The sequence below is a fragment of the Rhodoferax sp. AJA081-3 genome (assembly GCF_017798165.1).
Classification (GTDB): domain Bacteria; phylum Pseudomonadota; class Gammaproteobacteria; order Burkholderiales; family Burkholderiaceae_C; genus Allorhodoferax.
This window is the reverse complement of the sequence record NZ_CP059068.1, coordinates 4,886,004-4,899,726: the sequence shown is the minus strand read 5'-3', so window position 1 is coordinate 4,899,726 and position 13,723 is coordinate 4,886,004. Positions and strand designations below refer to the sequence as shown.

The window sequence follows — 13,723 nt, the reverse complement described above, 5'->3', positions numbered from 1 at the left end:
TTTTGGGCGTGGTTGATGCCAACGTGCGACAATACGCGCTGTTGCGGTGCTTCAGTTGCCCACAACGTCAGCACATTGCTGGGGATACCGGATTTGCATCCAACGTCCCGCCTTTGAATCTATCTGCCTTTGACTGATCTGGTGCCCAGGTACCAGAACAGGCCGATATCCCTAGCGCCCTGGATGGGCGCCACAACTCATGAACTTTGAAGAATTGAACTTGGCTGCGGCCATCGTTAAAGCCGTGCGCGAGCAAGGCTACGAAACGCCCACCGCCATTCAGGCCCAAGCCATCCCGCTGATCCTGGAGGGCCGCGACCTGCTCGGCGGCGCCCAGACCGGCACCGGCAAGACCGCTGCCTTCACCCTGCCCCTGCTGCACCGCCTCACCATGAGCCGCAGCGCACAAAACAAATTTGGCGGCACCGGCATCCGCGCTTTGGTGCTGACCCCCACCCGCGAACTGGCTGCCCAGGTCGAAGAGTCCATCCGCACTTACGGTAAATACCTGCAACTGAGCTCCACCGTGATTTTTGGCGGCGTGGGCATGAACCCCCAAATCTCCAAGCTCAAAAAGGGCGTCGACATCCTGGTCGCCACGCCCGGCCGTCTGCTGGATCTGATGCAGCAAGGCATGCTGGACCTGGGCCAGGTGCAGATGCTGGTGCTGGACGAAGCCGACCGCATGCTGGACATGGGCTTCATCCATGACGTCAAGAAGGTTCTGGCCGCCGTTCCCAAAGAAAAGCAGAGCCTGCTGTTCTCGGCCACCTTCAGCGACGAAATCCGCGAACTGGCCGCTGGCCTGCTCAAAGACCCGCAAAGCGTGCAGGTCACACCCCGCAACACCACCGTGCAGCGCATCACCCAGGTGATCCACCCGGTCGGTCGCGGCAAGAAGAAGGCCCTGCTGGCCCACATCATCAACGAACACAAGTGGAGCCAGGTGCTGGTGTTCACCCGCACCAAGTTCGGCGCCAACAATGTGGCCGAGTTCCTGGAGAAGAATGGCATCACCGCCATGGCACTGCACGGCAACAAGAGCCAGGCTGCCCGTACCCAGGCCCTGGCCGGCTTCAAGAGTGGTGACGTGCGCGCCCTGGTGGCCACCGACATTGCCGCCCGCGGCATTGACATCGACGACCTGCCACACGTGGTGAACTACGAGATCCCCAACGTCAGCGAAGACTATGTGCACCGCATCGGCCGTACCGGCCGCGCCGGCAACGACGGCGCTGCTGTCAACCTGGTGTGCCTGGACGAAGAAGGCTTCATGCAGGACATCGAGCGTTTCACCAAACAAACGATTCCCGTGCAGGTCATCGACGGTTTTGGCCCAGAGCCAGGCGAAAAGGGTGAACCCATCGCCATGGGTCGCCAGACCATCTGGGGCGGCGCGGGCAAACCACCTAGCCGCGATGTGATGCAGGCAGCCGCCAAGGCCGCCCGCACCGAAATGCTGCAACGTGTGCGCGAAAGCAAGGCTGGCCAGGGTGACCGTGGCGGCAATGGTGGCGGCGGACGTGGCAACGGTGGCGGTGGCGGTGGCGGTGGACGCGCGGCACAAGGCCCCCGTGGTAATGGCGGAAATGGTGGCGGCGGTGGACGCGGTGGCGAACACGCCCCTCGCCCACAAGGCGCACGTGGTCCCCAAGGCCACGGCGGCGGTGGCGGTCAAGGCCGTGGTCCACGTCCTCCCATGGGTGACGCACAACCGCGCAGCCACGAAGGCGGATTTGGCAGCGGCATGGGCGAGCGCCCTCCCCGCGCTGCACCAGGTGGTCAACCCGACCCCATGCGCACCAGTGTCGATATGATGGCTGAACGCGGCGGACGCCGTGGCGGCGGCGGTGGTTATGGTGGCAACCGCGGCGGTTCAGGCAACGGAGGCGGCAATGGCGGCGGATCACGGTCGGGTGGTTTTGGTGGCGGGGGCAACGGGCCTCGTGGGTCGGGAAATCCTCGCGGACCTTTTAGCCGATAAAACGGTTGCGGCGGTCCACTGCGTGGGCCGTCGAGCACTGGAACTCAAACACGCAAAGTTAACCACCCACGTGGTCGACTTCGCAGCCCTGCCTGCCCTGCCCAAGGTCGATGAATGTTTCATCGCGCTGGGCACCACCATCAAGGTGGCCGGTAGCCAGGAAGCCTTCAGAGCCTTGGACCTCAAGGCTGTTGAGGCTGTAGCCCTCGCCGTTAAAAGGTCTGGCGCTACAAAATTAGGAGTAGTCAGCGCCATGGGCGCCAACACCCACTCCCGCGTTTTTTACAACCGCATCAAAGGTGAAATGGAACTGTCGCTCGCGCGCATGGGTTTCAAAAGCCTGGTGATTGCGCGCCCGTCGTTGATCGACGGCGACCGCGCGGCATTGGGCCAACCAGGCCGAGCGGGTGAAGGCCTGGGCTTGAAGCTGGCGCGTGGACTGGCGCCACTGATACCTGCCAACTACCGCGCCATCAAGGCCAGCGACATCGCCCATGCACTGATCCGCCATGTCAAGGCCGGTGTGCCCGGCGTGGTAACGCTGATGTCGGGCGAAATGCAGGGCGGCTAACCCCGCACAAACAACGTGACCAAGGGGTGATCCCCCACCTGCCGGCTCCAATGGCCGTGCACTGCGGGATCAAACGTTGCGCCTTCGGGCAACACGTCCGCTGAATAAAAGTGTTCCCCGGGCTTGAAGATGCGTGAGACACCGCCCTGCAGGCCGATCTCCATCTGCCCACCCAGAATAAAACACCATTGCGGCGCACCCGTGCAATGGAACTGGCTGCGAAAACCCACCGGGCTGGTGCGCAACTGGTAGCCGCCCGAAACAAATACTTCCGACAACATGGACTGTGGTGTGCCTTGGTCCAGGGGCACCGCTTCTTCGCGAAACTTGGCGCGACCGTCGGTATCGGTGAACAAAATGGTTTTGGTGAATGTGGTCATGGGTTGTTAGCTTACTACTTGGGCAAGCATGTAGTGTTTGCGTTGGCGGGGGGGCTTGGAGGGGCAATCGCCGCGGGCTTCAGAGGCGCTGCGCTTTGCCACATCAGCCCGCAGCGATTGCCCCTCCAAGCCTCGGTCGGCGAAGAATGCGCGCCGACAACGGGTATTGGTATTGCGGCTTCCTGTAGTGCCTTCACGCACACAGTCAGGTCGGGCGGGATTGCGAGGGGCGACTTGGCAAGCGCAGCGCCTCTGAGCCCCTCGCAATCCCGCCCGACCTGACCCACCGCCAGCGCCAGCGCCAGCAAAATCGCAATCGAAGACTATGCCCGCGCCCAGGCCCCCGGCATACGCGGCCATCCAGGCCGACCAAACCACGCACCACCCGCAATTGCATACACATTGACCACGCCATACACCACCATGGCCGCCGCCTGCGCCGCAAACACAATGCCCAGATCACCGCCCCACTGCAGCGCCAATACACCACCAACCGCGGCGACCAACAAACGCGCCGCATTGCCAATCACCGGCCACAGCAACTTGCCCGCACCCTGCGACGCGAAGTACAACACCAGCCCCAGGCCAAAGAAACCATAAAACGGCCCCACGATCTGCAGGTAACGCGAACCCGCGGCGATCATCGCCGGGTCGTTGTCAAACAGCGACAGCCAGGCCGCTGGGAACAGCGCCGCGGCAATACCAATCACCTCACACAGCACAAAAGCCATGCCCGCCCCGATCCAGGTTGCACGCATGGCCCGCTCGCACATGCCGGCACCCATGCAGGTACCGACCATGGCCACCAGCGGCGCGCCCACACCAAACACCAGGGGCACCAGCAAATACTCCAGACGCGACGCCGTGCCATAACCGGCAATCGCCGCAGGCCCGAAGGCGCCAGACAGCGCGGTTGCAATGGCGATGCAGACATTGGTGGCCACGGTGGACACCGCACCTATGATCCCGACCCGTAAAATGTCGCTGAACAAGGGCCAGCGCAACGTGCAATGCACCCAATCGATGCGCAACAGGCTGCGACCCGAGCGCATATACGCCACCAGCACCAGCGTTCCCACCGCGTAGTACACCAGCAGCGCCAACGCCCCACCGGCAATGCCCATGGCCGGCACGGGGCCCCAGCCAAAGATCAGCAGCGGCGACAAGGGAATCAAAAACACCAAGCCGCCTACCGTCACCACCGCAGGCACGGCCATGTTGCCCGTACCCCGGATGATGGCCGACAGTGAATTGAACATCCACACCAGCACCGCCCCGGCGAACACCCAGTTGGAATACTGCATCGCCGCCTCCAGCGCTGCGCCGCTACCGCCCATGCGGGTGTAAAGCCAACGCCCGCCCAGCAGCAGGGCCAGCGTGAATGCAGCGGCAAAGAGCAGGCCAATCACCAGTGCGTGGAACACCAGCGCGTTCGCATCGTTGTTGCGGCGTGCACCCAGCGCCCGGGCAATCGCCGATGCAATGCCACCACCCATGGCACCGGCAGACATCATTTGCATCAACATCACAGCCGGGAACACCAACGCCATGCCGGCCAACGCGTCGGTGCCGAGCTTGCCAACAAACCAGGTTTCGATCAGCCCCACCGCCGCCTGCGCCACCATAACCAACACCATGGGCGCACCCAGCTTCAACAAAGTTGGCGCTATGGGCCCCTCCAGCAGCAAACGGGTGCGCGGGTCCATGGTGTCGGGACTGCTGGCGCTCATGCTGCCACCACCGCACGGGAAGGCAACTTGGCCTCCTTAATCGGCAAATGGATCAACGCGGCACCCACGGCCAAAGCAATATCCACGTACCAGATCCAGTTGTAGCTCCCCGTGGCATCAAACACCTTGCCGCCCAGGTAAGCACCCAGAAAGCCACCGACCTGGTGCGTCAGCATGACCACACCAAACAGCGTGGCCATATTGCCCACACCAAAAAACTTGGCCACCAGCCCGGCCGTGGGTGGCACGGTGGACAAAAAGGTCAGGCCCATCACCGCGGCAAACACCAGCACCACCGGCCCGGTCTTGGGTGCCAGCAGGAACACCACTACCGCGACCGCGCGGGTGGCATACACCAGCGACAACAGAGACTTCATGCGCCAGCGCCCCACCGCCCAGCCCATGGCGATACTGCCCACAATATTGAACAGGCCCAGCATGGCCAACGACCAGGCGCCCCATTGCGTGGGCAGGCCGCAGGATGCGACCACACCCGGGAGATGCGTGGCCAAAAAGGCCACATGGAAACCACAGACAAAAAAGCCGCCCGCCAGCATCAAAAAACTGGGTGTCTGCAGGGCCTGGCGAATCGCAGCGCCCGTGGCCAGGGGTGGTGCACTGCTGGCAGCGCCGACCTGCACCGGGTTGCCCTTCAGAAAAAACGCCGCTGGCAGGGCCAGCAGGACGATACAGGCCAACACCTGCATGGCCGAGGCCCAGCCTACGCTCACCATCAGCGCACCGGCAATGGGCGCCATCAGAAACTGGCCAAAGGAGCCACCGGCATTCACGATGCCCGTGGCCATGCCCCGCTTGTCCGCCGGGATCAGGCGTGCCGTAGCCGCCATCAACACGGCCGGCCCCGCCATGCCAGCGCCACCGGCGGCCAGCACACCTATCGCAAAGATCAGCCCTGCGGTCGTGGTCATGAAGGGTGTGATAAAGGTGCCCAGCGCCACCAAGACCACGCCCAGGAACAACACGCGCCCGGCCCCCACGCGGTCGGCAAAGGCTCCGGCGAACGGTTGTGTCAACCCCCACCACAACTGTCCAAAGGCAAAGGCCAGACTGATACTGCCCACGCCAAGGCCGGTGGAGGTATTCAGGGCGCTCAAAAAAAGCCCCATGGTCTGGCGGGTGCCCATGGTGAGTGCAAAGGTTGCGGCCGCAGCCAGCAACACGATCCAAACCGCGAGCTGACGGTTGACTGGACTTTTTACATCAGACATCGTCGTCTTCTCCGTCCATGGGGGACAACAGCTCAAGGGATTCGTCAATCAACGCGTGTAGCGCCACCACGCGCTGTGGCCCCAGCAACTGGTTGATGCCCTCCTGCGCGACGCGCCACTTGCGCTGCGCCTCGGTACGTTTTTTCTGGCCTTCTTCGGTGGCCGTGATCAAGCGGCTGCGTGCATCGGCGCCGGGCAGTATGGCCAGCAGCCCCATGGCCACCAGCGGCTGCAGGTTGCGCGACAACGTGGAGGTGGTGACCCGCATGGCGCCTGCAAGGTCCACCGCGCGGATAGGCCCCAGCTTGACCACATACGACAACAACGAATACTGCGTGCCCTTCAGTCCGGTCTTGCCCACCTCGGCGTCGTAATGCTGGGCCACACGGCGCATCAGTTGGCGCAGCTTCAGGTTGGTGCAGCCCTGGGGCTTGGCCAGCGCGGGTTCGGCCGTGGGTGATAGTGGGGTAGTGGCTTGTTCCATCAAATGATTGTAGCTACAATTGTTGCATATGCAATTGTTTTTGCATAAAACCCGCAACCTCAGCGAAAGAACCCCATGAGCACAAGCAACGAACTGGAAACCTGGCTGGCACAAGAACAAGCCGTACTCACCCTTCTGAATGCCGGCCCCGGGCCCGGCGTGGCCACCCCCGCGCAGATTGCCGGCAAAAACGGCCTGGAGGTGATGCAGGCCATGTTGCGCGGTGACATTCCATATGCCGCCATCGCCAAAACCCTGGACTTCACGATCCTGGAAGTCGAGGCCGGGCGCGCCGTGTTCCAGGGCACACCCGGCCCGGCCCACCTGAATCCCATGGGCACCATCCACGGTGGCTGGTACGCCACGCTGCTGGATTCGGCCTTGGGTTGCGCCATCCACACCCTGATGCCACCCGGGCGCGGCTACACAACGGCCGAGCTGGGTGTGAACCTGGTCAAGGCGATTGGCCCCAAGGTGCAACGCATACGCGCCGAGGGCAAGGTCATCCACTGCGGCCGCCAGCTCGCCACGGCCGAAGCCCGCCTGTTTGGGCCCGACGGCACGTTGTACGCACACGCCACAACAACCTGCCTGGTGTTTGACCTCAAAACTCCCTGAATTCAGCCCCCACGGTCCGGCGGCAAATGGGGCGTTGCGGCACAATCACCCGCATGCAACTCCTCCACACCATGCTGCGCGTTGGCAACCTGCAACGCTCCATCAATTTCTACACCCAGATCCTGGGCATGAAGCTCAACCGCACCTCCGAGAACCCCGAGTACAAATACTCGCTGGCCTTCGTGGGTTACGGTAGCAATCCCGAACATGCCGAGATCGAACTCACCTACAACTGGGGGGTGGAATCCTATGACATGGGCACAGCCTTTGGCCACATTGCGCTGGGTGTACCCGACGTGTATGCCGCCTGCGAAGCCATCAAGGCGGCGGGTGGCAATGTGACCCGCGAAGCCGGTCCGGTCAAGGGCGGCAGTTCCATCATTGCGTTTGTGACCGACCCGGATGGCTACAAGATTGAACTCATCCAACGCCCAGGGTCATTAAGCGGCGGATTCAAGTACGAAGTGCAACGTTTTAGAAACGGGTTAGGCCAAGAGTGAATAGGATGCACTTTTGTGACCGGCCAGTCCCAAACGTTGCACCATGACCTATACACACTTGACCCAAGAAGAACGATACCAAATTCACAACCTCACGCGCCAAGGCATTCATCTGTCGCAAATTGCAGCAGAGCTTGGACGTAGCAGCTCGACGATCAGCCGCGAGCTCAGGCGCAATGCCAGTGCCCGGGGCTACCAACCTGCACTGGCCCAAGACAAAGCGACTCAGAGACAGACACAGCGTCGCAATGCCCGCCAGTTCGATCCAGAGCAGTGGCAACTCGTGGAGTTGTATCTGCGCCTGAGCTTGTCTCCCCAGCAAGTCAGTGACCGCCTGGCTTTAGAGGATCGTTTGTCGATTAGCACCGAAGCCATCTACCAATACGCCTATGCCAACAAAGCCCAGGGCGGTGATTTAGTCGGGTACTTGCGCTGTCAAAAACTTCGTAGAAAGCGCTATGCCAGTGGTCGAGAGCGCCGTGGGGTACTCAAGAACCGGGTCGGAATTGAACATCGCCCCGCAGTGGTGGATAGCAAGAAGCGCATAGGCGACTGGGAGGGCGATACGGTGATCGGCGGGGGGCGCAAAGGCGTGTTGGTGACACTGGTGGAACGCAAGTCCCGCTATACCTTGGCGCATCCACTACGCTCCAAGCACAGTGCGGGGTGACGCAGGCCATTGTCGATTTGCTGCGCCCCCACAGACATGCCTGCAAGACACTGACCTTTGACAACGGCAAGGAGTTCGCTGAGCACGAATTCATTGCAAGTTGTTTGAGGGCGAAGGTGTACTTTGCCAAGCCCTACTGCTCATGGCAGCGTGGGCTCAATGAGAACACCAACGGGCTGCTGCGACAGTTCTTTCCAAAGGGGTGCAGTTTGCTCAAGGTGACACAGGCTCAGGTCGATGAAGCTGTGTACTTACTCAATCATCGGCCTCGTAAGTGCCTGGGCTATCGCACACCGCATGAGGTCTTCTACAACCTACCCGTCAGACCTCTTACACTGCATTCCGTTGCGCTTTGTACTTGAATCCGCCAGCAAATGAAGCCTCTAGCCCCCGTAAAATAACACTGTACTGCTATATATAGTATAGCAAGTCGTATTACCGTGTACGCAAGGCCTGCGTGTCGCGGGCCAGTTGTGTCACTGCATCCCAGTTGCCCTGGGCCACCGCGTCGGCCGGAACCAGCCAGGAGCCGCCCACACACACCACATTGGGCAGTGCCAGGAACTCGCGTGCGTTCTGCAAACTCACGCCACCGGTGGGGCAAAACTTCACATCAAAAAACGGGCCACTCCAGGCCTTGAGCATGGCCGGGCCGCCAGCTTGCATGGCGGGGAAAAATTTAAGCTCGGTAAACCCGTCTTCTTGCGCAACCATGATTTCGCTGCCGGTGGCCACGCCGGGCAACAGTGCCAGCCCCGCATCACGGCAGGCCTGGCCGACGGTGCTGGTGTAGCCTGGGCTGACCGCAAAACGCGCACCCGCGCGGGCCGCAGCCTGGGCATCGGCCTTGGAGCGCACTGTGCCCGCACCCACCACGGCTTCGGGCACGTCGCGCGCGATGGCTTCGATACAGGCCAGGGCCTGGGGTGTGCGCAGCGTGACCTCCAGCATACGGATACCACCGGCCACCAGCGCACGCGCCATGGGCACGGCATGGGCCACATCGTTCAACACGATGACGGGAATAACGGGAGCGTCCTGCATCACTTGCAGGGCGGTAAAAGAAAGAGCAGATGGCATGGGATTTTTTGAAGTTTTTATGGAGAGAAGATGAGGGCTGGCACGGCGCTACAACCAGCTGCAGGCGCCCTCTTCCGCCGTCAATGCGTTGCGCCGCATACCGGCAAATAGCTCACGGCCCATGCCCACGCCATTGGCAGCACGCAGAGTTTCGGGCATGGTAGCCAGCGGGCGCGCATCCCACTCGGCAGCGTCCACCAGCACCTGCAGGGTGCCAGCGCTAGCATCGAGGCGAATACGGTCACCATCACGCACCTTGGCCAGTGGCCCACCGGAAGCGGCTTCGGGTGATACGTGGATGGCAGACGGCACCTTGCCCGAAGCGCCACTCATGCGGCCATCGGTCACCAGGGCCACCTTGAAGCCCTTGCCCTGCAGTACGGCCAGCGGCGGTGTGAGCTTGTGCAACTCGGGCATGCCGTTGGCCTGTGGCCCCTGCCAGCGCACCACACAAATCAGGTCCTGGTTCAACTCGTCGGCATGGAAGGCATGGTGCAAGGCTTCTTGTGAATCAAACACGCGGCAGGGTGCTTCGATGACGTGGCGGTCGTGCGGCACGGCTGACACCTTGATCACGCTGCGCCCCAGATTGCCCAGCAAGAGCTTGAGGCCACCGCTGGCGCTGAAGGGATCGCTGGCCGGGCGCACCACCGTCTCGTCCTGGCTGGCACCGGCATCTGCCCATTGCAAGGCACCGTCGGCGTGAGCCGAAGGAATGGCGGTGTATTCACGCAGGCCGCCCGAACGCACGGTCAACACATCGGCGTGTAGATAACCGGCATCCAGCAGCTCACGGATCACATAACCGGGGCCGCCTGCGGCCTGGAACTGGTTTACATCGGCGCTGCCATTGGGGTAGACGCGGGTCAGCAGAGGCACCACATCTGACAAATCCGAAAAATCATTCCAGTCGATCACAATGCCGGCCGCGCGGGCCACCGCCACCCAGTGGATCAGGTGGTTGGTAGAGCCGCCGGTGGCCAGCAGGGCGACCATGGCATTGACGATGCAGCGTTCGTCCACCTGTACACCAATGGGCGGGCATTTCCACCCTGCTTGGGGTGCAGCAGCACCGCCGGTTTGTTTGCCCAACACGGTGCGCACGGCCTCGCGGGTCAACTCCTGCCGCACATCCGCGCCAGGGTTGATAAAGGCCGTACCGGGCACGTGCAGACCCATGGCTTCTAGCAGCATCTGGTTGCTGTTGGCCGTTCCGTAAAAGGTGCAGGTGCCCAAGCCGTGGTAAGCAGCAGACTCAGCCTCCAGCAGCTCAGACCGCCCCACGAGCCCCTGGGCCGCCTTCTCGCGCACCTTGGCCTTGTCGTTGTTGGACAGGCCCGATGTCATGGGCCCGGCGGGCACAAACACGGTGGGCAAGTGGCCAAAATGCAGCGCGCCGATCAGCAGGCCGGGCACGATTTTGTCGCACACGCCCAGCATCAGCGCGCAGTCAAACACATCGTGGCTCAGCGAAATGGCGGTGGCCATGGCAATGGTGTCGCGGCTGAACAAACTCAGCTCCATACCCGGCGTGCCCTGGGTTACCCCGTCACACATGGCGGGCACACCACCGGCCACCTGTGCCGTGGCACCCAGGCGGCGGGCTTCCAGCTTGATGAGGTCGGGGTAGTGCTGCAGGGGTGCGTGGGCCGACAACATGTCGTTGTAGGCGGTGACGATGCCGATATTCGGGCCCTTTTCTGCCACCACCCGGAACTTGTCGATACCGGTTACACGGGCCTTGTCACCATCGGGCATGGCCGCAAAGGCATGGGCCACGTTGGCACAGCCCATACGCTCGGCTCCAGGCTTGCGCTGGGCTGCGGCGTCCACCTGTGCCAGATAACTGCTGCGCGTGGCGGCACTGCGGGTGCGGACACGTTCGGTTACGGCGAGTACAACAGGGTGGAGGGCGGTGGTTTTTTGCATGCGATGGTGTAACTGGATTGCTCCGCCAATGGTAACTTGGTTACGATAATTTGGCAGGTTTTTAGTTACCAGCGCGGTACAAGATGCGGCCAGTGTTGCAATGCTCACTAACATAGCGCTGCCCAACCACGCCCCACAACATGCCCTTGCCCACCCCAACCCCCTCAACTTTGATCCGTGGTGCCAGTGTTCTGGCCTGTCTGTTGCTCACGCCCAACCTGGTCAACGCCGAAGCGCCACGGGCAGCCGCCCGCACGGTCAAAGTGGCAGGCCTGCAACAGGCCGCAGAAATTCTGGTGGACCGCTGGGGCGTAGCCCACATTTATGCGGCCAGCCAGGACGACGTGTTTTTTGTGCAGGGTTACAACGCCGCACGCGACCGGCTGTTCCAGATCGATCTGTGGCGCCGCCGTGGCTTAGGAAGGCTGGCCGAAGTGTTTGGCCCCACCTTTGTAGACCAGGACCGCGCCAGCCGGCTCTTCCTGTACCGCGGGGACATGCAAAAGGAATGGCAGGCCTATGGCCCGCGCGCGCAGGGCATAACCGAACGTTTTGTGGCGGGCATCAACGCCTACATTGACGAGGTGACCGCCGCGCCGCAAAACCTGCCACTGGAGTTCAGGCGTTTCGCCTACACCCCCGAGAAGTGGCAGGCACAGGACGTGGTGCGCATCCGTAGCCATGCGCTGACCCGCAACCTGACTTCCGAAGTGGCCCGCTCGTACCTGGTCTGCCACGCGGACCTGAAGACCGACACCCTGCGGGTCATGCTGAGCCCTCCTTGGGAAACCACGGTGCCCCAAGGCCTGGACCCTTGCCTGCCCAGGGACTTGCTCAAGGTCTTCCAGCTGGCAACCCAAGGCGTAGCACTGAACAAAACCGATCTGGCTACCGCGCCATACGATGCGCCACACGAAACACCCGCCGAGGGCAGCAACGCCTGGGTGGTTGCACCCGCCAAGTCCACCACTGGGCGCCCCATATTGGCCAGCGACCCGCACCGGGCCTACAGCGCGCCTTCGCTGCGTTACATCACCCACTTGAACGCACCCCAGCTCGACGTCATTGGTGCGGGTGAGCCAGCGCTGCCCGGTATCTCCATCGGCCACAACGGCCACATCGCGTTTGGCCTGACCATTTTCAGCATAGACCAGGAAGATCTCTATGTGTACGCCCTCAACCCGGCAAACCCCGGCCAATACCAGTACCAGGGGCAATGGGAGGCCTTCACCGTGCTGCGCGAGACGATTGCCGTCAAGGGTGGCAAGCCGGTAGAAGCCGAGCTGCGGTTCACCCGCCACGGCCCGGTGATCCACACCGAGCCCGGCAAGAACCGCGCCTTTGCCGTGCGGTCGGCGTGGTTTGAGCCCGGCATGGCGCCCTACTTTGGCAGCATCCACTACATGTATGCCAGCAACTTCCAGGAGTTTCAGCGCGCCATGGCGGACTGGGGAGCGCCCAGTGAAAACCAGGTCTATGCGGACACCCAGGGCAACATCGGCTGGGTGGTGGGCGGGCGTGCACCCATACGCCCCAACTGGGACGGCCTGATGCCCGTGCCCGGTGACGGGCGCCATGAATGGGCGGGTTTCCTGGCTGGCCACCAGCTGCCATCCAGCTACAACCCACCGCAGGGCTGGTTTGCCAGCGCCAATGAGATGAACCTGCCACCCAACTACCCCTACCGCGAACGCAAATTGGGGTTTGAATGGGCCAGCTCCGACCGTTACCAACGCCTGGCGGAGGTGCTGGCCAAGCCTGGAAAAGTGTCCATCGATGACTCCCTGCGCTTGCAGAACGATGTGGTGTCCACACCCGCCCGGCGACTCCTTGCTCTGCTGGGCAAGCTGCAATCCACCGACGCCAAAGCCCAGGCCGCGTTGAACCTGCTGCGCACCTGGGATGGCACCGTAACTGCAGGCTCCGGCGCGGCGGCGCTGTTTGAGGTCTGGTGGTCCCGCTACCTGGGTTATGTGTTCAAGGAGACGGTGCTCAGCAAGACAGGGGCGGCCATCATTGCCTTCCCCGATACCACACGCTTGCTGAACGCAATGGAAAAACCGGATACGGCATTTGGCAGCGACGCTACCGCCAAACGGGACTGGGTGCTGTTGACCAGCCTCAATATGGCCTGGGCCAACACCGAAAAAATGTTGGGTAGCGACCCGCGCCAATGGCAGTGGGGCAAGCTGCACAATGCATTGATAACCCATCCCTTTGCAGGCGCTGTGGACAACGCCACGGCAGCCAAATTGAACGTGGGGCCAGTGCCCACGCCAGGCAGTGGCAGCACGCCCAACCAGGCCGGTTACGACCCGCGCAATTTTCGCCAGACCGGTGGGCCGTCCTTTCGCATCGTGGTGGATGTGGGCAACTGGGACAACTCCCGCGCCATCAACCTACCCGGCCAGTCCGGCGACCCCGACAGCCCGCACTACCGCGACATGACCGAGATGTGGCGCAAGGGGGAGTACTTCTCGCTGCTGTACACCCGTAAAAAGGTGGAGGCAGCAACGGTGAAACGCATCGTGCTGCAACCCAAGTAAAC

13 protein-coding genes are annotated in these 13,723 nt (G+C 62.3%); 7 read left to right on the top strand and 6 right to left on the bottom strand.

What is annotated here, in order from left to right:
- Positions 1-199 precede the first annotated feature (199 nt).
- Both HZ993_RS22965 and HZ993_RS22960 read left to right on the top strand, forming a co-directional pair.
- Positions 200-1,984, top strand: a complete 1,785-nt coding sequence (locus tag HZ993_RS22965) for a DEAD/DEAH box helicase (RefSeq protein WP_209395008.1) — start codon at positions 200-202, stop codon at positions 1,982-1,984.
- 22 nt (positions 1,985-2,006) lie between these two features.
- Complete coding sequence (locus tag HZ993_RS22960) at positions 2,007-2,555, top strand: epimerase (protein ID WP_245213738.1); 549 nt, start codon at positions 2,007-2,009, stop codon at positions 2,553-2,555.
- Here the strand turns inward: HZ993_RS22960 and HZ993_RS22955 are convergent.
- The 4 genes from HZ993_RS22955 to HZ993_RS22940 all read right to left on the bottom strand — a co-directional run bounded on the left by HZ993_RS22955 (position 2,552) and on the right by HZ993_RS22940 (position 6,378).
- Positions 2,552-2,935 carry a hypothetical protein gene (locus tag HZ993_RS22955; protein ID WP_209395006.1) on the bottom strand — a complete coding sequence of 128 codons (384 nt, stop codon included), beginning with the start codon at positions 2,933-2,935 and terminating at the stop codon, positions 2,552-2,554. The genes HZ993_RS22960 and HZ993_RS22955 overlap by 4 nt on opposite strands.
- A 323-nt stretch (positions 2,936-3,258) precedes the next feature.
- Positions 3,259-4,665 (bottom strand): MATE family efflux transporter, encoded by a 1,407-nt coding sequence (locus HZ993_RS22950; RefSeq protein ID WP_209395005.1) that lies wholly within the window; start codon positions 4,663-4,665, stop codon positions 3,259-3,261.
- The gene (locus HZ993_RS22945) at positions 4,662-5,894 is read right to left on the bottom strand and encodes an MFS transporter (RefSeq protein ID WP_209395004.1); all 1,233 of its coding nucleotides are present in this window, start codon (positions 5,892-5,894) and stop codon (positions 4,662-4,664) included. The genes HZ993_RS22950 and HZ993_RS22945 overlap by 4 nt, the downstream gene beginning before the upstream one ends.
- Positions 5,887-6,378 carry a MarR family winged helix-turn-helix transcriptional regulator gene (locus HZ993_RS22940; protein ID WP_209395003.1) on the bottom strand — a complete coding sequence of 164 codons (492 nt, stop codon included), beginning with the start codon at positions 6,376-6,378 and terminating at the stop codon, positions 5,887-5,889. The genes HZ993_RS22945 and HZ993_RS22940 overlap by 8 nt, the downstream gene beginning before the upstream one ends.
- A 75-nt stretch (positions 6,379-6,453) precedes the next feature.
- On the opposite strand from HZ993_RS22940, the gene HZ993_RS22935 reads away from it, so the two are divergent.
- From HZ993_RS22935 to HZ993_RS25135, 4 genes are read left to right on the top strand one after another with little or no spacing between them, the layout of a single operon-like run.
- A complete protein-coding gene (locus HZ993_RS22935) occupies positions 6,454-6,996 on the top strand; it encodes a PaaI family thioesterase (RefSeq protein WP_209395002.1) in 543 nt (180 codons plus the stop codon).
- Positions 6,997-7,049: 53 nt separating this feature from the next.
- Entirely contained in the window at positions 7,050-7,496 is a 447-nt protein-coding gene (gene gloA, locus HZ993_RS22930) for a lactoylglutathione lyase (RefSeq protein WP_209395001.1), read from the top strand.
- 43 nt (positions 7,497-7,539) lie between these two features.
- Positions 7,540-8,166: an IS30 family transposase gene (locus tag HZ993_RS22925; protein ID WP_209393992.1), complete on the top strand. Its 627-nt coding sequence runs from the start codon at positions 7,540-7,542 to the stop codon at positions 8,164-8,166.
- Entirely contained in the window at positions 8,163-8,528 is a 366-nt protein-coding gene (locus HZ993_RS25135) for an IS30 family transposase (RefSeq protein ID WP_209393993.1), read from the top strand. Before HZ993_RS22925 ends, HZ993_RS25135 begins: the two co-directional genes overlap by 4 nt.
- Positions 8,529-8,601: 73 nt before the next feature.
- Here HZ993_RS25135 and eda read toward each other — a convergent pair whose 3' ends face one another.
- Together eda and edd are read right to left on the bottom strand one after the other, a co-directional pair.
- On the bottom strand, positions 8,602-9,246 hold the full coding sequence (gene eda / locus HZ993_RS22915; RefSeq protein ID WP_209395000.1) for a bifunctional 4-hydroxy-2-oxoglutarate aldolase/2-dehydro-3-deoxy-phosphogluconate aldolase: 645 nt from the start codon (positions 9,244-9,246) through the stop codon (positions 8,602-8,604).
- 48 nt (positions 9,247-9,294) lie between these two features.
- Positions 9,295-11,175: a phosphogluconate dehydratase gene (edd, locus tag HZ993_RS22910; RefSeq protein ID WP_209394999.1), complete on the bottom strand. Its 1,881-nt coding sequence runs from the start codon at positions 11,173-11,175 to the stop codon at positions 9,295-9,297.
- Between the two features lie 140 nt (positions 11,176-11,315).
- Between edd and HZ993_RS22905 the strand changes: the two genes are divergently transcribed.
- The gene (locus HZ993_RS22905) at positions 11,316-13,721 is read left to right on the top strand and encodes a penicillin acylase family protein (RefSeq protein ID WP_209394998.1); all 2,406 of its coding nucleotides are present in this window, start codon (positions 11,316-11,318) and stop codon (positions 13,719-13,721) included.
- The last annotated feature ends 2 nt before the right edge of the window (positions 13,722-13,723 follow it).